A 25,096-nucleotide genomic window follows, 5' to 3' on the forward strand; every position below is an offset into this window, starting at 1 on the left:
CTTTAAACAGGGGTCGGCATGTGCTAAAATAATTTTATCGTCTGTCGTTAACGCACACGGGGAGGCCCACATACATGAAAAGCAAGAACGGCTTAGCCGTTATGGTTGGACTCATCATCTTCGTACTGCTCATAGGCTTGGCTATTCTGCTGCAATCCGCATACCTGCTGTACGCCGCTACGGCGGTCCCGATCCTGCTGGTTCCCTTCCTGCCCGATTGGTCTTCCACCCAGACCTTGCGGCCCGGACGCCGCACCTCCAAGGTCCGTCTCTATCGGACCGCTCAGGAAGAAGGCGAAGGATTCCTGGTGATCGAAGCCGACCCCGGCGCGATTCAATGGAACAAGCGCAAGCTGCTGTTCTCCCTGGAAGGGGTTCCCGTTCATACAGGAGACCCGCTTCCCGCCTCGTCCGCCGCCTTGACCGTTCTGCTCTACGACCTGAGCAAGCACGGACGCAAGAAGAGCCGGTTCGCCATCGAGCTTGCTCATCTGAAGGACCGGGTCAGCAGCCTGTCCTACACGACCGACGAGGTTACCCGTCTGGTCATCCGGATGGAGGATCTCTCCACCCTGGATCCCGCCTTTCAAGCACCCCGAACCACCCAAGTACGAAAAGGACTGGAAGCCTGATCAACAGGCTGACAGTCCTTTTTTTCCCTTTATTTGAAGTAGCCAACCGCATCCCGGACCACCGTCGCCATCGGCAGATGGTACGGGCACTTCTCCTCGCAGAGGGGCTTCTCCCGGCACGGCTCATAATCGGCGCAGGAGAAGAATTTGTCCTTATGCTTCTGGTAGAAGCCGTCTCCCTTCGGCAGGAGGCCGTATACTTCCCGAAGCCGGCTGGAGATCATGACGTCGGGAATCGGAATCCCGATCGGGCACGTGCAGTAATTGCACCGCCGGCAGTCGTGGGCTCCCAGCTGTCCGGCCAGAGCCTCCAGCTCCAGCCGCTCCGCCTCCTCCACCTCCTGCTCGAAGGCAGCCAGATTCATCCGGACCTCCTCCACACTAACCATGCCCGAGATGATCACGTGCACGTCCTGGCTGTAGGGATAGCGCAGCGCCTTCTCTACAGGCTGGAAGAAGCCGCCGGATAGGGGCTTCATGGCAACGCGGCCCATATTCATCTCCTTCAGAGCCGGGATCAGATCCCTGGCGGCAAAGGGCTGGCCCAGATTCAGATGGAACAGAGTCTGGTCGAACTTGCCGGAACGGACCCACTTGGCCAAGAGCTCCGGCCTATGGCCCGTGATGCCGATGTGGCGAACCATACCCTGCCGCTTGGCTTCTTCGGCCGCCCGGTAGGCGCCGTCCTCCGCCATGGCGCTCTGGTATTCCTGAGGATAGTTCACGTAATGGATCTGGAGCAGGTCGATGGTATCGGTCTTCATCCGCTCCAGACTCCGCTCGATCTCCGCCTTGGCGGCATCGTAGCTTCGTTGGGCCGTCTTGGTGGCCAGGAAAAAATCCTTGCGGCGGTGGGAGACCGCCTGGCCCAGAATTTCCTCGCTGTTTCGGTAGCCAGCAGCCGTGTCGATATAGTTGATGCCCTGATCCAGAGCGTAATTCAGCGCCGCTTCCGCCTGTTCATAAGGCACGCCCGGCAAATTCATGGCTCCGAAGCCCAATGCGGAAACGCGATAGCCTATGGCTCCAAACTCCCGGTATCTCATCGTGCATGCCCCTCTCGTTCTTCAGATGTAGGTTACTCCGGTAAACAGATGCTGAAGGTGGTGCCCTGTGCGGGCCGGCTTCTGACGTCAATCTTCCCCCCGTGGTTCTTGATGATCCGGTAGCTGACGGACAGTCCCAATCCGGTGCCGGCCTCCTTCGTAGTGAAGAACGGGTCGAACAGCCGGCTTGCCGTATCCGCATCCATGCCGTCCCCGTTGTCCGAGACGGTTATCTTGATCCAGGGGGCTTCATGCACCGCCAGGATCTGGATCCGGCCCTCAGGCCCGCGGCTCTGCGCCACCGCCTCCACCGCATTCTTGACGATGTTCATGAGCACCTGCTTCACCTGCTTGAGATCCACGGCCACCGTCAGAGTCTGGTCGATGGGGCCGACCTCGATCCTGCATTGGTGCAGCAGCGCGTCGCTTTCGAACAGGAGCATGACGTCCTTGATGAAGGCATGGACCAGCACCGGCTTCTTCAGAGGTGCCGTAGGCTTGGAGGAATTCAGAAACTCGTGAATGATGGAATTGGCCCGGTCGATCTCATCCAGAATAATGTCGGCATACTCATGCTTGCCCATCCGGGTCAGCTCCGGCTTCAGGAACTGGACGAAGCCGCGGATCGAAGTAAGCGGATTCCGAATTTCGTGGGCGATGGCCGCAGAGATCTTGCCGAGGATGGCCAGCTTGTCGTTCTGGTACGCCGCCTGCTCGATCCTCTTGTATTCGGTCACGTCCTTCACGCTGATCAGGACGTCGCCGTCCAGCTCATTCTCATATGTAACGGTCACCAGGAGATGCCTACCCTGTCCGGTGGTGATCTCATGGTATGGAGTCCGATAATCCACCATCTCCCGGTAGAGATGCAGCATGGACTTGCGGATCTTCCGGGGGACCATGCGGTTGCGCATGACATCGATGAGACGGAATCCGATCAGCGCCTTGCGGGGGAGCCCGATAAGCCGGGCCATGTTCATGTTGATGAACGTCAAACGCCCGGATTCGTTGAATAATGCGATGCCGCTGTCCATATGCTGCAGGACATTCTCATATTTATTCTTGAGAAGCACCAAAGAGGACGGTGCAGCATATACGGATTTGTTGCAATGGGCGAGAAAATCGGTCAGGAACCGAAGCGACGCATCGTAGATCCGAAGCGCCTGGTCCTCCGGCTTGCCTTCCGCGATCCGGCGGGTCGAGACCCGGTGCAGCTCCACAATGTCCGTCACGGAAACCGAGGAGAACCGCTCCGTCAACCCGGGATCCGGCATCTTATTCTGAGAATGATCCTGCAAGACATAATCTGCTAGAGCTTCCAAGTAGAGTTCCTCTGCAATCGACATGTGGGATTCCCCTTCTCCGGCGGCCAGCCGGCTGGCCGGTTAATCTCGCGTTCAGGCCCTCCAATTGTTGATTTTAGCATAGTTGTTAAGAGATTTCGATTTTAATCTCACCGATTTTTCAAGAAAATCTACTAAATCTCGCAAAAAATCCCAGGATGGTTCTCCTGGGATCGATGAATCACATATGGATCAGTTCCTGTCCTTCCTGTCGTCGTCCTTGTTATCCTTATCCTTATCCTTAAGGTCCTTACGATCTTTGTTATCCTTGTCGTCCTTGTTATCCTTCTTGTCTTTTCCGTTGCCGTTGTCCGGCTTGGGAGTCGGGGCTTTGGAATCCGCCGAAGGACCGCCGGTTCTGCGGTCCTCATCCTTGGTTTTCCCCGGATCCTGATCCTTGCCCTTGCCGTGATCGGAACCGCTTCCCGGAGAAGGAGCCGAGGACGATCCCGGTTTACCGGTCTTATCGTCCTTGGAATCTCCGTTGTTCTTATCGTCGCCCCTCGGATCCTTGGGCTTATCCTGATTCTTCCTGTCATCGTTCCTGTCCGTCGCCTTGGAGGCATCGCTGGGCTTCAAGGACGGCTTGGGAGTCGGAGTGGGAGCCTGCTTCGAAGGCGTCGGTGTGGCGGAGGACTTGCCCGGCGTGCTGCCGGATTTGCCCGACGGCTTGACGGAGGAGTTCTTATTCTTCTCGTCCTCCTTCTTCTTGTCCTGCACCTTCCTATCCAGACTGCCGCTCTTCTCCTCCTGCAGCAGCTCCTTGATGCTGTCCTTCTGCAGCTTCGTGGCATCCACCAGCTTGCTCAATCCGCCGGCTTCCTTGGCCAGGTTGTGGATGGAGTCCTGCTTCAGATCCTCCACCTTCACGTCTCGTCCGGTGCTCTTGGCGTTCAGATACACGCTGTATTTGCCCACGGACAAGCCGGTATCCTTAGCCGTCTCCCGGACCTCTGCAGGAGCCGAGAACGCGGTGACCTCGATCTTGTCCGCCGTATCCGGATGCTTCGCCACCACGTGGGCCAGCACCTGCTGCTTCAGCTGCTCGCTGACCGTTTCGTCCGTCAGAGCGGAGGTCTCCTTCACCGTCGTGCTGGCGATGATGATGTCCCCTTCGCCCTGGGTGAAGATGTTCATCTCCTCTGCCTTCTGAAGGAGCTTGTCGGCTACATCATCCAAGGATTTGCCCTTGTAGTTCAGGCCCTGGACCACCTCCAGCCCCTTGTCGTTCAGACCGCGCATCTCGCGGACCTTCTCGTGCTTGTCGATCCCCAGCTCCACGCTGGGGTTGATGTCGATGGAGACGTATGCCACCACCGACTTATCTGCAAAAGCGGCCGGGATGCCGGTGAACAGCATCATGCAGAATACAACGGCGGCCACGAAGACGGACATGGCGGCGAAGGCGGGCTGGCGTGCACCGGACGGGCGGGCGGCATACAGGATCTCCTCGCCGACCTGGCAGTTCCGGTTCTTGGCCGGAATCCGCTCGAACTCTCCGGACGGCGTCATTACGATGATTGATTTGTCGGTTTTTTCCATCACGACGCCCTTGTTCATGAATCGTTTCTCCCCTCTTGCTCCGCCTTGGTAATGCGCAGATAATCTCTTAAGTATGGATAAGGCCCATTGTGAATGATGGCTACCGCAATGATGTATTTCCGGTTCCGCTCCAGGGTCTTCCTGGATACGTCGGCCACCTCCAGAAGCTCCTTGATCGGAAGCATGCGCTTGCCCAGCAGGGTCCGCATCATCTGACTGTCGTTGGAGAGCATGATCCCGATGCCGATAAGCGTCTCCCGCGAGTCGGAATGCTTGGGCGACGAATCGGCCAGATCGGAGAAGCTGATGTCGAAGTCCGAGAGCACCCGGTTCAGCTCCAGAATCTCGCTTCTCCGCTCCTCCATGCCCTTCTGCAGCTCGTACTGGCGGATGGCCTGGTGGACCTCGACGGGGTTAACGATGTTCTCCTCGTCGTCCTCCACCTCGAAGGAGCTGTACGGCACCTGTTGGGAGAACCGCTGCTCCTTGCGGACGTAGTCGATGAGCCGGCGGCGGATGACGGTCTCGGAGAAGCTCAGGAAGGACCGGCCCGATTGGGCCGAGAACTGGTTGATCGCTTCATTGAACGCCGCCAGCGCGATGGCGAACTCATCGTCCCGGGCCGGATCGATGTACCGCTTGCTGAACCGGCTCGTCACTTTGGCCACATAAGGCTGGTATTCGGTAATGAAATGGTTGCGCAATCGAATGTCGCCCTGTTGAATCTGCCGCACCAGTTCCTCCGGAGTCAAGCCTGGGTAAGCATCAGAACGGTGAGAATGGCTTTTGCCCAAGAAACGCTTTAAGAGAACTAATATCAAAAGTTCCACCTCACACTAAAGGGTTCGCTCTACCCCATCGGATTGCGGGGGTAAGTCGAAATAATCTTTGGGTTTCCCCAGACGGGCCAAGGCCTCCTCCAGGGGCATCTCGGAGCGGAGAAGCTTCTTGAAATCGCGGGAGCCGATCAGGTCCAGATAGCCGGCGATGGCCGGACGGACCGCCTTCAGCACCACCATCAGCTCCTCCAGGGGAACCTTGAAATCATTCACCGCCATCTGTTCGTTCAGGAAGCCGGTCACCATAATGGATTCTTCACTATCGTCCGGAAGCTCGCGCAGGAGCTCCAAGTATTCGGTCACGAATTCTTCGTAGGTCATGTTCGTCCTCTCCTTCATCAGATGCGTTATGTAGCGCTTCTCGCTTCCAGCTTGCCCTCCGGGGTCAGATAAATGCGCTTGTCCGGGTTGTTGTTCAGCTTGACGTTGCCCATCTTCACCCGGTCTTCGCCAAGCTCGACGGGCTCCCATTCCCAGGGCTGGTCATAGCCGTGCTCCGCCGTAATGGTCCCAAGCTCGGCCTGCGCCGCCTCCCGGTCCTCCCATACCTTCACACCGTAATAGCGAAAATCGTAGATATTGGTCAAAAAACAGGAGAACAGCTCTCCCGTATCCTTATGTTGAAGAACATAGGGCATGGATATCCCTCCCATAGACAGGTCCTTAAGATTTGGCATGTCAAGTACTCATTATACCACAGGTCAGGGTGGTGCTCCATGGAAGCGGTTTTTGTTAAAATTTGGTGGGACCTGCCGCTTTAAGTCACCCCTCCCTCCAATGCCGAATAGCCTGGTAAGGAGCCTATGGCAAAAAAAGGAGTGGATGGATCATGCCTCCCCAAGATTTTATGGTCTACCGGGACCGGACATTCGGATTTTCCCTCCGTCTTCCCGCCTGGTGGAAGCCTTACCTGACCGTTAGAAGCTCCGGGAAACAGATGGGAGCGGAGTACGCTCTGCACTTGATCTTCCGCTACAAAGGCATCCGCTACGGAGACGTGCTTACGGTGCTGGTCTTCCGGATGTCCACGAAGCGCTGGAAGCGGCTCTACGCCGATTCCCCCCTGCTCCTTCTGGGCGCACGCGGCGGCCTGGTGGCGGCCTGCATGCTGCCGGAGGAGCTCCCCTACGCCTTCGTGGATCCCGACACGGGGGATTATGACACGGAGAAGTATGGAGAACAGATCCGGCTGATGAAGCGCATGGTGAACGAGGACGCTCCCCGGATCATCCGCAGCTTCCGGTGGACCGCCGGTCCGGCCGGCTCCAGGCTGCCTAAGCCCTACCTGGCCGCAGGAGTACTTCCGGGCACAGGCTGCGGCTGCTAGTGGCCCCGATGTCACAAGAGCCTCCGGCCTGCCGTTAAGCGGCAGACTGGAGGCTCTAGACGCGGCGGCCGGATCAGCCGTTGCGGGTTGCACTCAGCAGCTTGATGCCGAGGGAGATGAAGATCAGCCCCGTCACCTTGTTCAGATAGAGGCTGATCTTGCCCTTCAGGAGATGCCGCCGGGCCAAGTCGGAAGCGACCACCAGGAAGCTGCACCAGAGCGTGCCCGTCGTAATGAAGGTCAAGCCCAGCAGGAGGAAGGGCAGGGGGCCGTAGCCATGGCCGGGGCTGACGAACTGCGGCAGGAAGGCCAGATAGAACAGGGCGACCTTGGGATTCAGCAGATTGGTCAGGAGCCCCTGAAGGTAGATTCTACGCAGCTCCTCCTTAGGCCTGCCCTCGCTCACCCCGCCGATCGGCGTCTTGGAACGGACCGCTTTGATGCCCATATAGACCAGATAGGCCGCCCCCGCCCATTTGATCACGGAGAAGGCGACCGCCGAGTGCATCAGGATCACCGACAGCCCCAGGGCCGCGAACAGGGTATGGAGCATCGCCCCCGAGATGATGCCGAACACGGACATCATCCCCGCCGCTTTCCCTTGGGACAGCGATCTTCCGAAGATGTACAGCGTATCGCTTCCCGGCGTAATGTTCAACAGAATCCCCGATACCAAGAATAAACCGTAGTGTTCGATGCCCAGCATCAGATCAGCCTCCCCGCCCGCCCATTCGGACCGCCCGTTTTTTTCCCTACATCTTATCACACCCTTTTTTACCCATCCAGCCAAAAAATTGTGGCATTTTCTTCACATGCAGCTTGCATTGATCCTTCGGATGTGATAAAGTTACCTTAATGAAATTTTGACCTGAACTCACATATTGTAGAGGGTTATGATTTTCAGTGTTATAACCTTGTACAATATGTGATTTCTTTTTCTACACAGAATAAAGGTCATATAAATAACTATTTGGAGGCTACACCCATGCAAACAGGAACAGTGAAATGGTTTAACGCAGAGAAAGGCTTCGGCTTCATCGAAGTGGAAGGCGGCAACGACGTATTCGTACACTTCAGCGCGATCCAAACCGACGGCTTCAAGACTTTGGACGAAGGCCAACGCGTTGAGTTCGAAGTGGTTCAAGGCAACCGCGGACCGCAAGCAGCTAACGTAGTTAAGCTGTAATATCATCCACCCAAGCCCCAAACATCGCGTTTGGGGCTTTTCTTATACGCACCGCCAATCCGCAGGAGAAAGAGGGATGCAACTTGTACCATTCACGGAAAAGGCCGCTCGAGAATGTTCCGGAGGAGATCACGGACATCTGGTCTTGCAGCAATGAGAATTGCAACGGGTGGATGCGGGATAACTTCGCATTCCGAATTACCCCGACGTGCCCCCAATGCCACGCTATCATGTCGAAGAGCCAACGGATGCTTTCCATCGTGGAGAATACAAGTCCCCTTCAAAAGAAGCAGTAAACCAAAACGAAGCACGGCTCCCGGGCAGATCCCTGGGTAGCCGTGCTTCTTTTTTGGACGCCGTCCGATACGTGCAGGCGGCCTTATAGCGCGAAGTTCTTCATTAGCCGCTCGAGTTCAGCAGATTCCTCCTTCAGCTGCTCGGAGAAGCTCCGGATCTCCTTCATGGCGGCAACGGTCTCCTCCGCTTGTCCGGCCGCCTGCTCCGACTGGATGGCGGACCGGGACGCGAGGATTCCCAGATTCTCCGCGGAGCTGACGATTTCCTCGGAGCCGGCATAAGCCTGCTCCATGGCGGCGGACAGATCCGTCATCCGTTCGGTGACGGCGTCCACCTCCTGCGCGATCTCGCGGAACATGGCTCCAGCCTCCCGCGCCGCCATCACCCCATGCTCCGCCTTCTGCGCATGCTTGCGCATATCGGCCGCCGCTTGGCGGGTGCCCTTCTGCAGCAGCTTCACGGCTTCCGCCGCATGCTCGGACGATACCTTCGCCTGCTCCGCCAGGTTGCGGACCTCCGCCGCCACCACGCCGAAGCCGCGCCCATGCTCTCCGGCCCGGGCCGCTTCAATGGAGGCATTCAGGGCCAGCAGGTTGGTCTGATTGGCGATCTCCGAGATCAGAATTGCGATCTCCGATATCTTCCCCGCTTCCCTATCAAGCTCCGACATGCGGTCGGAGGCGTGCCGGATATCCCGGCTGACCTCCTCCATATCGTTCACCGACTGGCCGATGACCTGAAGTCCCTTGGCAGCAGCTTCGGCGGAACGGGTGGCAGCCGTAGCCGCTTCCTCGCCGGTGGCCGTCGTCATCCGAATGGCGGCCGCCATCTCTTGAAGCGTCGAGACCATGGACCGGATCTTCACGTTCTGCTCCTGGGAGCCCTGATCGGTGAGCCGTGCGGAATCCGAGATGGCGGCTCCCGCCCTCTCCGTGCGGATCGCCTGCTCCTGCAGCTTGCGGGACATGCCGCCCACCACATCCGTCGAACCGTCCAGCCTCTGCAGGAGGTCCTTCAACGAGTCCACCATCGTGTCGATGGAGCCGGCCAGCTCGCCCAGCTCATCCTTGCGGTCAAGCTTCAGCTTCTCCGTGCGCAAATCCCCTTTGGCCACCCGGTTGGCTACCCGGTTGATCCGGCGGATCGGATCCGAGATCTGACGGGAGATGAACCAGCCCGCCGCCACGGCCGCCAAGACCCCAGCGATGGTGATGATCAGACTCTTCCGGGACGCATCGGCGGTGTGGATCCGGATGTCCTCTGCCGCCGCATCCGCCTTGGAGGCGTTATATTCGGTCATCTCCACGATGGCATCCGAGAGCTTGGCCAGGATCTCCTCCCCCGCTTCGAACGGATTGGAGCCGCTGTCCCCTTGCGCACCGGGCACCCCGCCAGTCTGCGTTCCGCCGGCGTTATTCTGCGCGTTCTGCTGGATGATCGGCACCATGGTGGTGGCGTACTGCTCCAGAGAGTCGCGCATGGTCTTCACCAGCTCCTCCTCCTTGGTGTCCAGTCCCGATCCTCCCACCTCCTGAAGCAATTCGCTCAGCTCCGTCTGCTGGGTCTCCAGCTCCTTCTGAAGCTTCGACAGATCTGCCGCCGCCCCCGGCCGCCCGAATTCCATGAAGGTTTTCTCCATGACCCGGCTGGCATTCTGCAGCTTGTTCAGCGAGCTGATCGGCAGCACGCTGTCCTGGTACATCTTATCCACGTCGCTCACCGCCGCATCCAGCTGCCGGAAGCTCTGGACTCCCGTCAGCAGGTTCAGCGCCACCAGGATGCTCACCAACAGTCCCATTTTGTAAGCCGTTTTCCAATTCCGCAATCCCATCCTCATACCCTGAATCCCCCGTTTCCTCATGCTGATCTCATGGGTATAAGCATAATGGGGGAAGCTGAGGGATACCTGAACCCCCGTTTAGCGGACGCTTAAAAAACGTCGAATCGTGTCACTTTATGTACGATTAGTGGATATCCTTCTTGCGGAAGCGCCCGCCCTTGACATCATGGATGTTGCCGACGGCTAGGAAGGCGGCGGGATCTTTTTCCTCCACAATGGCCTTCAGCTTGGCTTCCTCCAGACGGGTGATGACGCAGAAGATGACCTTCTTGCCGTCCCCCGTGAATCCGCCCTCGCCCTTCAGATAGGTCACGCCCCGGCCGAGACGGCTCAGGATGGTATCCCCGATCTCCTTGCTGCGGTCGCTGATAATCCAGACGGACTTGGATTCGTCGAAGCCCTCGATGGTGATGTCGATCATCTTGAAGGCGATGAAGTAGGCGATCAAGGAATACATGGCCCGGTCCAGCGTGAACACGAACCCGGCGCTGCCCAGAATGAACAGGTTGAAGAACATGACGATCTCGCCGACGGAGAACGGCGTCTTCTTGCTGAACAGGATTGCCACGATCTCAGTTCCGTCCAGCGAGCCTCCGGAGCGGATGACCAGGCCAACGCCGATGCCTACGATGACGCCGCCGAAGACGGCTGAGAGCAGCGGATCGGTGGTGAGCACCTCCACCGGGTGCAGATAATAGGTGCCGATGGACATGACCGTAACCCCGTACAGGGTGGAGAGGGCGAAGGTCTTGCCGATCTGCTTGTAGCCGAGGAACAGGAACGGAAGATTCAGAAGCAGCAGGAAGAGCCCGATGGGCAGCTTGGTCAGATACGCCAGGATGATAGAGATCCCCACGACGCCTCCGTCAATGATGTTATTGGGCACGAGAAAAAGCTCCAGGCCAACCGACACCAATGCCGAGCCGATCGTGACAAAGACGGCGCGCCTTAGGAATTTGGCCCGGGTCAAGCGTCTGTGCTGGACCGGGGGCCGAGCTTTTACCGCCGGTTTGATCATATGGGTTCCCCCTCTCTCTGATGGACCGACGCACGGACCCATCTGTTCCCATAAGTATAGTACAGTTTATGGGCAGCGACAAAAAAAGATCACCCTGTACGGACATTCCGTCCGAATGGGGGTGATCTTAAGGATATTGAAGCTTCGGCAGCTATTATCGGGGCTATTCCGCCCGTCCGGCCTTCTTCTGCAGTCTGGCGGCCCGTTGGCCAAGGATCTTCAGCCTTCTTCGAAGCTGCTCGCTCCACTCCGCATCGCCGGTGCGGGCGCTTAAGACCAGCAGGTCCAGCGCATTGTCGATCTGCCCCCGGACCACGTCCTGCGGGGACTCCGTTTCCTCGTTGCTGACGCAGTTGGCGTACAGCAGGTCAGGCGGCAGCATCTCGGTATAGTCCTCAAAGTCCACATCGAGGGCTCCGTCTCCATGGGCGTATTCCGCCAGGATCTCGTATTCCTGCCAGGCCAGATAGTGAACATCCACCCGGCTGCAGACCGGACAGAGCAGGATGGGCACGTTGTGGATCCGGGTCCGGATATGCTTCAAGGTTCCTTTGGTTCCGATCATGCTGGCGCCGCAGCAAAAGCTCATCGTGTTCCCCTCCGTTTCAAAAGCCCCTATGACGGATCACTCTTTTGCCCATATGTATTCGTGCCGGCTTCCTGTAATTCCTTCCGGCAAAACTTCCCTGTCCGGAGGAATAAGATGCTCGAAATTTGTAAACTCTAATAGGGTTGTATCCAAGGCTATCCATGAAAACGTTTGAAAGGAAGAAGGTGATCCGAACGATGTCCCGTATTCCAACAGAAGGTTATGAGGTCCATGACCGTCTGAACAAGGACCTGCTGCAGCTGATGGCGGTAGACGCCCATACCCTGTATGTGTATTGGGAGGTCAGCGACCGGAAGCGGTGGATGGCTTCCCAGCATTTTGGCTGCGATTGGGGCACACTGCCCAAGGTCATTCGCCTGTATGACGTCACCTGTGTGATGTTCAACGGCAGCAACGACAACGGACATTTCGATATCGAAACGAACCCGGAGTCCTCCAGCTGGTACATGCACAATCTGAACGCCAACGCCACTTACATAGCAGACTTCGGCGTCTACACCTGGGAGCGGCAGTTCATCCCCCTGCTCCGTTCGGCCCCCGTCATCACTCCCCGTGATTACTCGGCAGTCTACGGCGAACCGATCCTACCGGTCATAGAGGAGGCTCGCGACGGGATTCACCGCGGCAGACGCATTATGCCCCGTTTCCATGAGAATTTCAGCATTTACGAAGAATACGCCAAGTGACCGGGAGGCTAGGCTTTATATGAACGCCAACATTGACCATTGGAAGCAGGAGCCCAAAGGGTATCTGGCTTTGGTGCTTCATGCCCATTTGCCATACATCCGGCATCACGACCGGGATGACGTTATGGAGGAACGCTGGTTCTATGAGGCGATGACGGAGACCTACCTCCCGCTGATCGAAGCGTTCGACCGTCTCGTCAACGACGGGGTTCACTTCCGCATCACCATGTCGCTGACCCCCACGCTGCTCTCCCTCATGTCCGATCCTCTGATGCAGGAGCGATACGAGAAGCATTTGAACAAGCTGATCGATTTGGCGGATGGAGAGATTTTGCGGCTTCGCCGGAATTATACGTATCTCCCGCTCGCCCATATGTATGCGGTCCGGTTTCGCGAGCTGCGCGCGGTCTTCCATGCCTGCGGGCGGAATGTCATCTCCCGCTTCCGGCAGTTCCAGGAGCTGGGTGTCCTCGAGATCGTGACCTCCGGCGCCACCCACGGCTTCCTGCCGCTCATGAAGCATGAAGAGGCCATCCGGGCGCAGATCACCACTGCGGTGACGGATTACGAACGGCATTTCGGCCGTCCGCCCCGCGGCATCTGGCTGCCGGAGTGCGCCTACGCTCCGGGGATCGACCGGATATTGAAGTCCTGCGGCATCGAATATTTCTTCACCGATACCACCGCGCTCCAGCATGCCTCTCCCCGGGCCAACCGCGAGGTGTATGCTCCGCTCCTGACGCCGTACGGCGTGTCGGCCTTCGCCCGGGATCCGGAGTCCTCCCAGCAGGTATGGAGCTCGCAGACCGGATACCCGGGAGACTTCAATTACCGGGAATATTACCGCGACATCGGCTGGGATCTGGGCTGGAACGACCTGAAGGAATGGGAGCATATCCGCCCGCACGTCCTGCCGACGTTCGAGCGGGTGAACACTGGCATCAAGTACCATCGCATTACCGGTCGGGACACACAGCAGCGGGAGCCGTACAATCCCGAATGGGCCGCCGAACGGGCCGGCCAGCACGCGGACAACTTCCTGTTCAACCGGCAGAAGCAGGCCGAGCATTGGAACTACCACCTAGACCGCAAGCCTATCGTCATCTCTCCTTACGATGCCGAGCTGTTCGGCCATTGGTGGTACGAGGGACCGATGTTCATCGAATTCCTGTGCCGCAAGATCCATTTCGACCAGGACATCATTCAGATGATCACGCCGTCGGAGTATCTGCAGGAATATCCGGTAGCCGACACCGGGCAGCCGGCCGCCAGCAGCTGGGGGCGGAACTCCAGCTACGAGGTCTGGCTTCAGGGCAACAACGACTGGATCTACCGCCATCTGCATCAGGCGGAGGAACGGATGATCCGGCTGGCCACCCGGCACCAGCAGCTGCACGGTACCCGGCAGCTTCCCACGGCGCGGCTGAAGCGGGCCTTGAACCAGGCCGCGCGGGAGCTGCTCTTGGCCCAGAGCAGCGATTGGGCCTTCATCATGGATTCCAAGACCGTGGTGGAATACGCCTGCAGAAGAACCAAGGACCATCTGGGCTGCTTCCATACGCTCTGCGGCATGATCGAGCAGGGCAAGGTGGACGAGGATTTCCTGAAGCGGCTGGAGGAGAAGGACAACTGCTTCCCCGCCATCGATTACGCTGACTACGTGTCCGTCTTCGAATTTGCGCCGGTTCCTCATCTGGGCAGCAGGGCCGATTGGGAAGCACTGATGGAGCGTACCCGGGACCGGGCCAATATCTTCATGCTGGCCTGGGAATACCCGCCGAAGAACGTAGGCGGCTTGTCCCGTGCGGTCCATGATCTGTCCCGGACCTTGGCTGATCTGGGAGAAGCGGTCCATGTGATCACCACCTCCCATTACGGAGCCCCCTTCTTCGAGGAGAAGGACGGCGTGTTCATCCACCGGGTGCTGCCGGCTTGGTCGGGGGACACGGACTTCTACCATTGGACCTTCGAGATGAACCTGGCCATGACGGACTATCTGGTCCGGTACCGGGAGAGCGGCGGGCGGATCGACCTGCTGCACGCCCACGACTGGATGGTGTACCATACCGCACGGGAGATCAAGTATTCCTTCGGGATTCCGCTCATCGCCACCATTCACGCCACCGAGTGGGGCCGCAACCACGGCAGGCTGAACAACCCGCTCCAGCAAAGCATCCACAGCATCGAATGGCATCTTACCTACGAGGCTTCGAAGGTATTCGTATGCAGCCAGTATATGAAGCGGGAGCTGGAGCAGGTCTTCCGCCTGCCGGAGGACAAGCTGCTTGTCTATCCGAACGGCGCTTGCGTCGATCAAGATTTACCCGAACGGCTTCTCGGAGACGAGGAGATCCGCCGGGCCAAGGAAGCGGCCGGTGTCACCCATGCCAAGACCGTGTTCTGCATTGCCCGTCTGGTTCATGAGAAGGGGGTCCAAACTCTGCTGCACGCCGCTCCCTCCATCCTGTCCCGGGTGCCGGACGCCCTCTTCATCATCGCCGGGTCCGGTCCCATGCAGGACGAGCTCCAAGAGATGGCCGCCCACTTGGGGGATCGGGTCCGCTTTGTCGGCTTCGTGGATAACGACTGGAAGGACACCTTGTATGCGGCCTCCGATGTGGTGGTCGTGCCGAGCCACTATGAGCCCTTCGGCATCGTCGCCCTGGAAGCCATGAGATACGGCAAACCCTTGATCGTCTCCGACACGGGAGGCTTGGCCGAGATCATCGACCATGGTGAAGACGGCTACAAGGCACTTCCGGGCCATGTGGATTCCTTGGCTTACCACGTCTCGGAGCTGCTCCTCTCGCCGGAGCTGGGCAAGCGGATGGCGGAGCGCGCGCTTTCCAAGCTGCATAAGCAATATGCCTGGCCCACCATCGCCCGGGAGATCCGGGAGGTATACCGCAGCCTGCATCACGTTCCGGAGCCCTTCGTCTACGCCAACGAGCCGATCGGCTTCACGGAGACAGAGAACCAGCCGGAGAACCGTTCCGCCCCGGCCTATCGGTAATTCGGGAGCCACCTGCCGGCTCCCCAACGCCATCCGGCGTTTCCCATGGATGATTTTGTGGGAAACGTCGGATTTTTCTTGCAATTCCAGTCCATCCTGAGTCATAGTAGATTCATAGAAAGGATGTGACGACATGCCCAGACAATATGCGATCGGCAACGGACATTTTCTGATCAATCTCGACCATCATTCCTACATCCGGGACATCTATTATCCGTATGTGGGCCAGCTTAACCATGTTGGCGGTTACCAGTGCAGGACGGGCATGTGGGTGGACGGACAATTCGCCTGGCTGTCGGCCCCCGAATGGCGGAAGCGTCACTCCTACACGGAGGATTCGCTGGTGACGGAGATGCAGGCGGTCCACGACGGCTTGGGAATCTCGCTCACCATCCACGACGGAGTGCATCAGCGCGAGAGCCTCTACATGAAGAGGATCGTGATCTCGAACCTTCTCGATACCGAACGGGAGATCCGGTTTTTCTTCCAGCAGGACATGATGATCAATGAGACGGAGGTCGGGGATACGGCCGCCTATTATCCGCCCAACAACACGGTCTTTCACTACAAGAAGGACCGGTACTTCATGTTTAACGGACTGACGGGGTCGGAGGGGATCTATCAATACACGACGGGGGTCAAAAGATTCCACGGTGCCGAGGGCACCTGGAGGGATGCGGAGGACGGGGCCCTCTCCGGCAATCCCATCTCCCAAGGCTCGGTGGACAGTACTATCAGCTTCCGAACCATGGTGCCGGCCGGCGGAGAGGCGGTTCTCTATTACTGGATGAGTGCGGGGAAGACGCTGGAAGAGGTCAAGAAACTGGACAAGTACGTGAAGGACAACCATCCGGGCAAGCTGCTGGACCGGGTACAGATCTACTGGCAGCGCTGGGTCAACAAGTCGGAGCGCTTCTATGCAGACCTGGGCCCCGACATCGCCAAGCTGTTCAAGACGAGCCTCCTGATCGTCCGGACCCAGATGGATGCCGGAGGGGCCATCATTGCGGCCAACGACACGGACATTCTGCATCACAACCGGGACCACTACAGTTATATGTGGCCGCGGGACGGCGCCTTGGTCGCCTATTCCATGTCCATGGCGGGGTATTCGGGCATGGTGGCGCCCTTCTTCCAATTCTGCTCGGATGCCCTGTCACCGGAGGGCTATCTCCATCATAAGTACAACCCGGACGGCACGGTAGGCTCCAGCTGGCATCCCTACATCTATGAAGGGGAGACCCGGCTTCCGATCCAAGAGGACGAGACGGCCTTGGTCCTGTTCGCCCTCTGGCAGGATTTCGCCAAGCACGGGAACATCGAGCTGCCCCAATCCCTGTTCCGTACTCTCATCCGGCGCTCCGCCCGCTTCTTGGCTTCCTTCATCGAACCGGAGCTGGGTTTGCCCAAGCCGAGCTATGATCTGTGGGAGGAGCGCTACGGCATCTTCACCTTCACCTGCTCCGCCGTGTACGGAGGGCTGGTTGCGGCCTCCAAGTTCTGCAGCCTCTTCGGCGATGATGACCGGAGCGTTCGCTTCATCGAAGCGGCGGAGAAGATCAAGGCCGCCATGCTGGAGCATCTGTGGGACGAGGAGCTGGGCCGCTTCGTACGGGGCCTGTACCGGGAGGACGGCCGCTGGGTGAAGGACCCTACTCTCGAGAGCAGCATCTACGGCATCTTCGAATTCGGCGTGCTGCCAGCGAACGACGAGCGGGTGGTCCGGACCATGACGTCCATCAAGGAAGGGCTTCGCATCAAGACCGAGGTGGGCGGCATCGCCCGCTACCACCACGATTACTACTTCCAGCGGAGCTCGGACATCGACCGGGTGCCGGGCAATCCGTGGATCATCTGCACCCTGTGGACCGCCGAGTGGGAGATCGAGACGGCCAAGTCCATCAAGGATCTGGAGAGCCCGCGCCGGACGCTGGAATGGACCGTGGCCCACGCCATGGAGAGCGGCATTCTTCCCGAGCAGCTGGATCCCTTCGACGGGGGCCCCGTTTCCGTTGCTCCTCTGACCTGGTCCCATGCCACCTTCGTTCTGACGGTGGTCAAGTACGTGAATAAGTATCTTCAGCTAAGCGGCTTGAAGGATACGTCATCCCCCACCCGCCCCGGCTTCAACTGATCTCCGGGAGGCACCGGCAGCCGGCTCCTGTTCGGAGGAGTCGGCTGCTTTTGGCGTGCGGCTTCGGTAATTCCGCCGCAGGCAGCGTCAAGCACGCTCTCCGTCCGTCTCAATCGTAACCAGCCAGCCTTGAGCCTCCGGCGAACGGTGGATCAGGTCCGGCTGGGCCTCCGTCTGCCGGTTCACCTCCACAACCGTACCGGTCAAGGGAGCGGACAGCTCCTCCTCCATGGAAGCCGTCTCCACCAGCAGGAACGGCCGTCCTTCCCGGATCCGGTCACCGGGCTCCGGCAGCTCCACGTAGAGGATCATGCCAAAATCATCCGCCGCGGCCTCCGTCAAGCCGATTACGGCCCGGCCACCCTCCCGGCGCACCCACAGCTTGCCCGCAAGCTGACTCTCCATAGGGAATCTTCCTCCTTTTATCCTTTGCTTTTTTTAGTATGAGCCTAGCAGGTTCCATGACCGGACGCAACCTCAGGACCGAATTGGACAGAAAAAAACGGTTGGCCGGGTATCCGGTCCAACCGTTTGATTATGGGCAAGATTCTTACTTCGCAACCAGGTGCTTGTCGCCCTTCTTCCAGCCGATCGGGCACAGGCCGCCGGATTGGAGAGCTTCCAGCACGCGGAGGGTTTCTTCGACGCTGCGGCCCACGTTGTTGTGGTGCACCACTTGGTACTGCAGCTCGCCTTCCGGGTTGATGATGAACAGGCCGCGCAGGGCGATGCCTTCTTCTTCGATCAGGACGCCGTAGTCCTTGGAGACGGACTTGGTGATGTCGGAGGCCAGCGGGAAGTTCAGCTTGCCCAGGCCGTTGTCTTCCTTGGCGGTCTTGATCCACGCCTTGTGGGAATGGACGCTGTCGATGCTGACGCCGAGGATCTCGGTGTCCAGCTTCTTGAACTCGTCAGCCGCGTCGGAGATCGCAGTGATCTCGGTCGGGCATACGAAGGTGAAGTCCAGCGGGTAGAAGAAGAGGACCAGCCACTTGCCTTTATAATCGGACAGGGATACCTTGCCGAAGCTTTCTCCGCTGCCGTCCACGGTTGCCATAGTGAAATCCGGTGCTTGCTTGCCTACCAAACGTTCTGCCATTTTGAATAACCTCCTGATAATATAAGATGATGTGTGCCTGCATATAAATGCCGGCTTCATTAGCGTCCCTTAGAGGCTGCATGGGAAAATATGTACATTGCCGTTTACATTTCAAATCCTATCACTCAGAATGTAGAAAGTCAATTCAAGTAGCGTGTATTTATTTATAATTATTATTAAATTGTGAATAAACTGTGACCGTTTGTGAAATTGGTCACAGTTAGTTTCTCGTCTAACCGCTAGCTTCTCCGTCTCCGCCCTTAAGTGCAGATCACGCCCAGAATACAGCCAGAAAATCGGCTCCGATTTCCTTCAATGATCTCAGCAGGATATCTACCATCTACCACTAAGCCGATTAGACCAACGGCAGATTCGCCGTTGGTTCAACGCCGGGCCCCATACGCTGCGAATTCAACGGCATTTATGCCGTTGGTTGGAGGAGCATACGCACTCTCCCGGCCGCTCCAGTAAAACCAACGGCAGATTCGCCGTTGATTCAACGCCGGACCCCATACGTGGGGAAACCAACGGCATTTATGCCGTTGGTTGGTGGAGCATACGCACTCTCCCGGCCGCTCGAGCAAACCAACGGCAGATTCGCCGTTGGTTCAACGCCGGGCCCCATACGCGGGGAAACCAACGGCATTTATGCCGTTGGTTGGTGGAGCATACGCACTCACTGGGCTGTTCGAGTAAACCAACGGCAGATTCGCCGTTGGTTCAACGCCGGACCCCATACGTGGGTTCTTCGCTCTAGGTACGGATCCCACCACAACCCAAAAAAATCCCGAGGGGCGTTCCCCTCGGGATTAACTGCATGCTTACGCTTTGCGGATCGCTGCAACAATCAGATCGCCCATGGCAGTGGTGCCGATGGCCTTGGACTTGTCGGTGGCGATGTCCCCGGTCCGGTGGCCGGCATCCAGCACTTCCTTGACGGCAGTCTCGATGGCTTGCGCCGCGTCGTGGTAGCCGAAGGTCAGTCGGAACATCAGGGCCACGGACAGGATGGTGGCGATCGGGTTGGCGATGCCTCTGCCGGCGATGTCCGGCGCGGAGCCGTGAATCGGCTCGTACAGGCCGAAGCTTCCTTCGCCCAGGGAGGCGGAGGAGAGCATGCCGATGGAGCCGGTCAGCATGGCTGCCTCATCGCTCAGGATGTCGCCGAACATGTTCTCGGTGACGATGACGTCGAAGCTGGACGGACGGCGGAGAAGCTGCATCGCGCAGTTGTCGACGAGCACGTGCTCCAGCTCAATGTCCGGGTAGTCGGCTGCAACGCGGATGACGGTCTCTCTCCATAAGCGGGAGGTCTCCAGCACGTTGGCTTTGTCGACGGAGGCCACCTTCTTGCGGCGGTTGCGGGCGATCTCGAAGGCTTGGCGCGCGATGCGCTCCACTTCCTTCACACTGTACACGCAGGTGTCGACGGCTTCTTGGCCGTTAGGGCCCTCGCGGCGCAGCTTGTCTCCGAAGTAGATGCCCCCTGTCAGCTCGCGGACCACGATCAGGTCGGTGCCTTCCAGCACCTCAGGCTTCAGGGTGGACGCATCCTTCAAGCAGTCGAAGATGACCGCCGGGCGGATGTTGGAGAACAGGCCCAGAGCCTTGCGGATGCCTAACAGACCGGTCTCAGGACGCAGCTCCTTCGGGTTGTTGTCCCACTTCGGTCCGCCTACGGCGCCCAAAAGGACGGCGTCTGCGCCTTTGCACATCGCCAGAGTATCCTCTGGCAATGGAGTTCCCCGCTCGTCAATTGCGATCCCGCCGAACAAGCCGTGCTCGGTCTCGAATTGGTAGCCGAACAGCTCCTCTGTCTTCTTCAATACCTTCTCCGCTTCCGCAATAACCTCCGGGCCGATCCCGTCGCCTGCGATTACGGCAATCTTTTTGACTTCCGCCATGGTTGGAACACTCCTCTTCTCGTCACTTGCTCAATGGTCTTGATCTTCCTTCTATTGTGGCACAAGATCCTGTCGTTTACAAAGATATGATATCTATGATTTCTATAGGCTATACCTATAGAACGATATGACAAAAACCCGGCTGTATGCAGCCGGGCTTGAAAGGTTCCTATTTCGATTCGAGAGTCGCTTGGCCTTCCGGCGTGTTCAGCACACTGTTGCGGTAGCCGTAGGCGAAGTAGATGATCAGGCCGATGATCAGCCATACCACGAAGGCTTTCCAGGTAAAGGCCTCCAGCTGCAGCATCAGGTAGCCGCAGGAAACCACACTGGCCAAGGAGACGAACCATATTGCAGGCACGCGGAAGGCTCGCTTCAGATCCGGACGGGTATAACGCATGACCAGAACGCCCAAGGATACGGTGGCGAATGCGAACAGGGTGCCGATGCTTGTCAGAGAAGCCAGCTTGCCGAGCGGCATGAAGCCCGCGATAAAGGTGACGATCCCGCCGATGATCCAGGTGTTGATGGCCGGAGTCTGGGTCTTCGTGTTGACCTTGGAGAGCACCTTCGGCAGCAGTCCGTCACGGGACATGGCGAAGAACAGGCGGGATTGGCCGTACAGCATAACCAGCAGCACGGTGGTGATCCCCGCGATAGCTCCCAGGGAGACGAGTCCAGCCGCCCAATCCTGGCCGATGAATTCCAGGGCGAAGGCAACCGGATCCTTCACATTCAACTGGCTGTAGGGAACCAGGCCGGTCAGGATGAAGGAAACGACAACATACAGAAGCGTACAGACGGCCAGCGAGCTGATGATGCCGATGGGCACGTCGCGCTGCGGATTGCGGACTTCCTCCGCCGCGGTGGAGACACTGTCAAAGCCGATGTAGGCGAAGAAGATGGCGCTGGCGCCGGAAGCTACTCCATCGAAGCCGAACGGCATGAACGGCGTCCAGTTCTCCGGCTTGACGTACCATACGCCGACTCCAATGAAGAGCAGCACCACGGCCAGCTTGATGACGACCATAAGCGAGTTGAACTTGGCGGTCTTCTGGACCCCGCGGGTCAGCAGGAGGACGATCAGAAGAACGATGACGGCTGCCGGGAGATCGAAGTAGGTTCCCGCTGCGCTGTCATAAGCACTCGTTAGCGCATGGGGCAGATGGATGCCGAATCCATTCAATAAACTCTGGAAATAACCGGACCAGCCGATGGCGACGGCCGATGACGCCACTCCGTACTCCAGGATCAGGTCCCAGCCTAGAATCCAGGCCAGCATCTCTCCGAAGGCGGCATAGCTGTACGTATAGGCACTGCCCGATGCGGGAACGGAAGAAGCGAATTCGGAATAGCACAGCGCTGCGAATACACAAGCGATGCCTGCGAGAATGAAGGACAAGACGAGAGCCGGTCCGGCATGCTTGGCCGCGGCCACGCCGGTCAGAACGAAGATGCCTGTTCCGATGATGGCGCCTACACCGAGAAGAGTCAGGTCCATGGCGCCCAGCGCCTTCTTCAGCGAGGTCTTGCCATCCCCTCCTCCGATCAGCGCCTCGATGCTTTTTCTGCGGAATAAATTCATGAATGTCTCCCCTGTTCGTTCAACGTTTTGATGCTGTATCGCATTAAACCGTCAATTGGTATGATGCTATTTTCTAAGATTGCCTCCATTGATACAGTGATATAAATCATACCGTCGACATTTTTCACCATTAATTCACAGATTGTTAATTCAATGGTCAATTCCACGGTTAATTTATTGGATTTGATTTCCTGCCCGCAAAAAAAGAACGCTCTTCTGTCCTATCATGGACAAAAGAGCGTCTTTTCATGAGCCGAAGCCCGATTAGATGAGACTGACGTTGTTGCGGTTGGCCGTCTGGTTGCTGCGCTTGTCGATCAGGCGGTTCACCGCATGGATGTAAGCCTTGGCGCTGGCCTCCAGAATGTCGGTACTGATGCCTCGTCCCTTCATGGACAGCCCGTTCTGCTTCAGCACAACGTGCACCTCACCCAGGGCATCCTTGCCGTGGGAGACGGACTTGATGGAGTAATCGTCCAGCTCCACCTCTTCCTTGGTCACCTTATCGATGGCCTTGTAGATGGCGTCTACGGAGCCGTTGCCGATGGCCACCTCGTCCAGCGTCTGTCCGTCCAGGGTACGGATGCGGACCGTCGCCGTCGGGACGGATTGGTTGCCGTAGGAGACCTGGATGGTTTCCAGCGCGAACATCTCGGGGGTAGAGACGATCTTCTCCTCCAAGAGGGCCCGGATGTCCTCGTCCGTTACCTCCTTCTTCTTATCGGCCAGATCCTTGAACTTGGCGAACGCGGCGTTGACGCCCTCCTCGTTCAGCTCGTAACCCAGGTCCACCAGCTTCTCGCGGAAGGCATGGCGGCCGGAGTGCTTGCCCAGAACCAGCTTGCTCTCCTTCAGGCCGATGGTCTCCGGGGAGATGATCTCGTAGGTGGTCTTCTCCTTCAGCATGCCGTCCTGGTGGATGCCGGATTCATGCGCGAAGGCGTTGGCGCCGACGATGGCTTTGTTACCCGGCACAACCATGCCGGTCAGCTTGCTGACCAGACGGCTGGTCCGTGCGATCTCGCTCAGCACAAGTCCCGTCTTGGCCTGGAAAAAGTCCTGGCGCGTCTCCAGCGCCATGGCCACTTCCTCCAGCGCGGTGTTGCCGGCGCGCTCGCCGATGCCGTTGATGGTGCCTTCGATCTGATCGGCTCCGTTCAGCACGGCAGCCAGGGCGTTAGCCGTCGCCATGCCCAGGTCGTCGTGGCAGTGGGCGGACAGCTGGATCTTCTCGATGCCCGGCACCTGCTGCTTCAGCGTCTTGAAAATGTTGCCGAACTCGGATGGCGTCAGGTAGCCTACGGTGTCCGGGATGTTCACCACGGTAGCCCCCGCGCGGATGGCCATCTCGGTCACTTCACACAGGAAGTCCAGCTCGGTCCGGCCGGCGTCCTCCGGAGAGAATTCGATCTTGCTGAAATATCGGCTGGCATACTTGATGGCCGCCTCGGCGGTCTCCAGCACCTGGTGCTTCTCCATCCGGAGCTTATACTTCCGGTGGATGGGCGAGGACGCCAGGAACAGGTGCAGGCACGGGTCCTCCGCGTCCTTCAGCGCCTCCCATGCGGCATCGATATCCTGCTCCCGGGAACGGGAGAGACCGATGATCGTTGAATTCTTCACGGCGCGGGCTACGGCATTGACCGCGGCCAAGTCACCGGGCGACGCCGCGGGGAAGCCGGCTTCGATGCGGTCTACCGCCAGGCGCTCCAACTGGAGCGCAATCTCCACCTTTTCTTGGGTGTTCAGGTTGACGCCGGGAGACTGCTCGCCATCCCGCAGGGTCGTATCGAAGATATAGATTTTTCTCATCCCAATTCACCTCCGGGTCTGGAGGGTGAAAAGCAAAATGCCCGGACCGGTGGAAATCTGCGCGATTCGCCACCGACCCGAAGCCTTCATTGCTTAAACCCTCTTCAATTAGTAATCACAGGTGCAATCCTGCGGATTACTTCTTAATCCAATGCATCATTTCACGCAGCTGGCGGCCGGTGGTTTCGATCTGATGCTCGGACTCTTGACGGCGGATCGCAGTAAGGAATGCGCGGTTGGACTGGTTCTCCAGGATGAAGTCGCGGGCGAACTTGCCTTGCTGGATGTCGGACAGCACGCGCTTCATTTCCTTCTTGGTCTCTTCGGTTACGATTCGGGGGCCGGTTACGTAGTCGCCGTACTCCGCGGTGTTGGAGATGGAGTGGCGCATAGCCGCCAGACCGCCCTCGTACATGAGGTCGACGATCAGCTTCAGCTCGTGAAGGCACTCGAAGTATGCCATCTCCGGAGCATAGCCGGCTTCAACCAGAGTCTCGAAGCCTGCTTTGACCAGTGCAGAGGTGCCGCCGCACAGAACGGCTTGCTCGCCGAACAGGTCGGTCTCGGTCTCTTCACGGAAGGAGGTTTCGAAAACGCCGGCACGGGTACAGCCGATACCCTTGGCGTAAGCAAGGCCGATTTCCTTGGCTTTGCCGGTAGCGTCTTGGTATACCGCGATCAGGCCCGGTACGCCGAAGCCTTCCACATAAGTACGGCGCACCATGTGGCCCGGGGATTTCGGAGCGACCAGGAAGACGTCCTTGTCGGCGGACGGAACGATCTGGCCGAAGTGGATGTTGAAGCCGTGGGAGAACATGATGGCCGCGCCTTGCTTCAGGTTCGGCTCGATCTCTTCGGCGTAGACTTTCGCTTGGGTCTCGTCCGGCAGCAGGATCTGGATGACGTCGGCGATGCGGGCTGCTTCGGATACGCTCAGCACCTCGAAGCCGTCGTTCTGGGCGGTCTGGGCGGATTTGCCCGGACGAATGCCGATGACGACCTTCAGGCCGCTGTCGCGAAGATTTTGGGCTTGGGCATGGCCTTGGCTGCCGTAGCCGATGATGGCGATGGTTTTGCCTTGAAGATAGCTAAGATCTGCGTCTTTTTCGTAGTAGATGTTTGCTGCCATGGGGTAGTTCCTCCTTATAATTGGGTCCCTCCGAAGCGGGCGCTTCAGAAGCGG

Annotated in this window: 23 protein-coding genes; 7 read left to right on the plus strand and 16 right to left on the minus strand. The window is 58.3% G+C overall.

What is annotated here, in order from left to right:
- The first annotated feature begins 74 nt into the window (after nucleotides 1-74).
- Nucleotides 75-632 (plus strand): hypothetical protein, encoded by a 558-nt coding sequence (locus tag ACSEXW_RS02810; RefSeq protein WP_438444577.1) that lies wholly within the window; start codon nucleotides 75-77, stop codon nucleotides 630-632.
- A gap of 29 nt (nucleotides 633-661) precedes the next feature.
- Here the strand turns inward: ACSEXW_RS02810 and ACSEXW_RS02815 are convergent, their stop codons facing one another.
- From ACSEXW_RS02815 to ACSEXW_RS02840, 6 genes are all read right to left on the minus strand, one after another.
- Nucleotides 662-1,678 (minus strand): aldo/keto reductase, encoded by a 1,017-nt coding sequence (locus ACSEXW_RS02815; RefSeq protein WP_438444578.1) that lies wholly within the window; start codon nucleotides 1,676-1,678, stop codon nucleotides 662-664.
- Between the two features lie 32 nt (nucleotides 1,679-1,710).
- The gene (locus tag ACSEXW_RS02820; protein WP_438444579.1) at nucleotides 1,711-3,024 is read right to left on the minus strand and encodes an ATP-binding protein; all 1,314 of its coding nucleotides are present in this window, start codon (nucleotides 3,022-3,024) and stop codon (nucleotides 1,711-1,713) included.
- Nucleotides 3,025-3,213: 189 nt separating this feature from the next.
- Nucleotides 3,214-4,581: an anti-sigma factor domain-containing protein gene (locus tag ACSEXW_RS02825; protein ID WP_438444580.1), complete on the minus strand. Its 1,368-nt coding sequence runs from the start codon at nucleotides 4,579-4,581 to the stop codon at nucleotides 3,214-3,216.
- Entirely contained in the window at nucleotides 4,578-5,384 is an 807-nt protein-coding gene (gene sigI / locus ACSEXW_RS02830) for an RNA polymerase sigma factor SigI (RefSeq protein WP_438444581.1), read from the minus strand. The genes ACSEXW_RS02825 and sigI overlap by 4 nt, the downstream gene beginning before the upstream one ends.
- Nucleotides 5,385-5,399: 15 nt before the next feature.
- Entirely contained in the window at nucleotides 5,400-5,723 is a 324-nt protein-coding gene (locus tag ACSEXW_RS02835) for a hypothetical protein (RefSeq protein WP_438444582.1), read from the minus strand.
- 26 nt (nucleotides 5,724-5,749) lie between these two features.
- Nucleotides 5,750-6,040 carry a hypothetical protein gene (locus ACSEXW_RS02840; RefSeq protein WP_438444583.1) on the minus strand — a complete coding sequence of 97 codons (291 nt, stop codon included), beginning with the start codon at nucleotides 6,038-6,040 and terminating at the stop codon, nucleotides 5,750-5,752.
- Nucleotides 6,041-6,231: 191 nt separating this feature from the next.
- On the opposite strand from ACSEXW_RS02840, the gene ACSEXW_RS02845 reads away from it, so the two are divergent.
- A complete protein-coding gene (locus tag ACSEXW_RS02845) occupies nucleotides 6,232-6,729 on the plus strand; it encodes a hypothetical protein (protein WP_438444584.1) in 498 nt (165 codons plus the stop codon).
- 73 nt (nucleotides 6,730-6,802) lie between these two features.
- Here the strand turns inward: ACSEXW_RS02845 and ACSEXW_RS02850 are convergent, their stop codons facing one another.
- Nucleotides 6,803-7,435, minus strand: coding sequence for a LysE family translocator (locus tag ACSEXW_RS02850; protein WP_438444585.1), 633 nt, complete (start codon nucleotides 7,433-7,435; stop codon nucleotides 6,803-6,805).
- Nucleotides 7,436-7,714: 279 nt separating this feature from the next.
- On the opposite strand from ACSEXW_RS02850, the gene ACSEXW_RS02855 reads away from it, so the two are divergent.
- Both ACSEXW_RS02855 and ACSEXW_RS02860 read left to right on the plus strand, forming a co-directional pair.
- The gene (locus ACSEXW_RS02855; RefSeq protein ID WP_438444586.1) at nucleotides 7,715-7,915 is read left to right on the plus strand and encodes a cold-shock protein; all 201 of its coding nucleotides are present in this window, start codon (nucleotides 7,715-7,717) and stop codon (nucleotides 7,913-7,915) included.
- A gap of 83 nt (nucleotides 7,916-7,998) precedes the next feature.
- Nucleotides 7,999-8,211 carry a cold-shock protein gene (locus tag ACSEXW_RS02860; protein WP_438444587.1) on the plus strand — a complete coding sequence of 71 codons (213 nt, stop codon included), beginning with the start codon at nucleotides 7,999-8,001 and terminating at the stop codon, nucleotides 8,209-8,211.
- A gap of 83 nt (nucleotides 8,212-8,294) precedes the next feature.
- On the opposite strand, the gene ACSEXW_RS02865 is transcribed toward ACSEXW_RS02860, so the two are convergent.
- The 3 genes from ACSEXW_RS02865 to ACSEXW_RS02875 all read right to left on the minus strand — a co-directional run bounded on the left by ACSEXW_RS02865 (nucleotide 8,295) and on the right by ACSEXW_RS02875 (nucleotide 11,659).
- Nucleotides 8,295-10,049 carry a methyl-accepting chemotaxis protein gene (locus ACSEXW_RS02865; protein ID WP_438444588.1) on the minus strand — a complete coding sequence of 585 codons (1,755 nt, stop codon included), beginning with the start codon at nucleotides 10,047-10,049 and terminating at the stop codon, nucleotides 8,295-8,297.
- A 127-nt stretch (nucleotides 10,050-10,176) separates the two neighbouring features.
- Complete coding sequence (locus ACSEXW_RS02870) at nucleotides 10,177-11,070, minus strand: YitT family protein (protein WP_438444589.1); 894 nt, start codon at nucleotides 11,068-11,070, stop codon at nucleotides 10,177-10,179.
- Between the two features lie 163 nt (nucleotides 11,071-11,233).
- Nucleotides 11,234-11,659: a hypothetical protein gene (locus ACSEXW_RS02875; RefSeq protein WP_438444590.1), complete on the minus strand. Its 426-nt coding sequence runs from the start codon at nucleotides 11,657-11,659 to the stop codon at nucleotides 11,234-11,236.
- 197 nt (nucleotides 11,660-11,856) lie between these two features.
- Here ACSEXW_RS02875 and ACSEXW_RS02880 point away from each other — a divergent pair, with 197 nt between their 5' ends.
- From ACSEXW_RS02880 to ACSEXW_RS02890, 3 genes are all read left to right on the plus strand, one after another.
- Nucleotides 11,857-12,366, plus strand: coding sequence for a DUF4912 domain-containing protein (locus tag ACSEXW_RS02880; protein ID WP_438444591.1), 510 nt, complete (start codon nucleotides 11,857-11,859; stop codon nucleotides 12,364-12,366).
- Nucleotides 12,367-12,385: 19 nt separating this feature from the next.
- The gene (locus tag ACSEXW_RS02885; RefSeq protein ID WP_438444592.1) at nucleotides 12,386-15,379 is read left to right on the plus strand and encodes a 1,4-alpha-glucan branching protein domain-containing protein; all 2,994 of its coding nucleotides are present in this window, start codon (nucleotides 12,386-12,388) and stop codon (nucleotides 15,377-15,379) included.
- 133 nt (nucleotides 15,380-15,512) lie between these two features.
- On the plus strand, nucleotides 15,513-17,513 hold the full coding sequence (locus ACSEXW_RS02890) for a glycoside hydrolase family 15 protein (RefSeq protein ID WP_438444593.1): 2,001 nt from the start codon (nucleotides 15,513-15,515) through the stop codon (nucleotides 17,511-17,513).
- An 87-nt stretch (nucleotides 17,514-17,600) separates the two neighbouring features.
- Here the strand turns inward: ACSEXW_RS02890 and ACSEXW_RS02895 are convergent, their stop codons facing one another.
- From ACSEXW_RS02895 to ilvC, 6 genes are all read right to left on the minus strand, one after another.
- On the minus strand, nucleotides 17,601-17,918 hold the full coding sequence (locus tag ACSEXW_RS02895; RefSeq protein ID WP_438444594.1) for a glycine cleavage system protein H: 318 nt from the start codon (nucleotides 17,916-17,918) through the stop codon (nucleotides 17,601-17,603).
- A 145-nt stretch (nucleotides 17,919-18,063) separates the two neighbouring features.
- Nucleotides 18,064-18,612: a peroxiredoxin gene (locus ACSEXW_RS02900; RefSeq protein ID WP_438444595.1), complete on the minus strand. Its 549-nt coding sequence runs from the start codon at nucleotides 18,610-18,612 to the stop codon at nucleotides 18,064-18,066.
- Nucleotides 18,613-19,433: 821 nt separating this feature from the next.
- Nucleotides 19,434-20,516, minus strand: coding sequence for a 3-isopropylmalate dehydrogenase (gene leuB / locus ACSEXW_RS02905; protein ID WP_438444596.1), 1,083 nt, complete (start codon nucleotides 20,514-20,516; stop codon nucleotides 19,434-19,436).
- Nucleotides 20,517-20,685: 169 nt separating this feature from the next.
- A complete protein-coding gene (gene bcaP / locus ACSEXW_RS02910) occupies nucleotides 20,686-22,101 on the minus strand; it encodes a branched-chain amino acid transporter BcaP (protein WP_438444597.1) in 1,416 nt (471 codons plus the stop codon).
- Nucleotides 22,102-22,365: 264 nt separating this feature from the next.
- On the minus strand, nucleotides 22,366-23,913 hold the full coding sequence (locus ACSEXW_RS02915) for a 2-isopropylmalate synthase (RefSeq protein ID WP_438444598.1): 1,548 nt from the start codon (nucleotides 23,911-23,913) through the stop codon (nucleotides 22,366-22,368).
- Nucleotides 23,914-24,049: 136 nt separating this feature from the next.
- A complete protein-coding gene (gene ilvC, locus ACSEXW_RS02920) occupies nucleotides 24,050-25,042 on the minus strand; it encodes a ketol-acid reductoisomerase (RefSeq protein WP_438444599.1) in 993 nt (330 codons plus the stop codon).
- Nucleotides 25,043-25,096 lie beyond the last annotated feature (54 nt).

Origin of the sequence: Oryzibacillus soli (assembly GCF_051594765.1) — a bacterium.
In the GTDB taxonomy this organism is placed as follows: domain Bacteria; phylum Bacillota; class Bacilli; order Paenibacillales; family NBRC-103111; genus Paenibacillus_AR.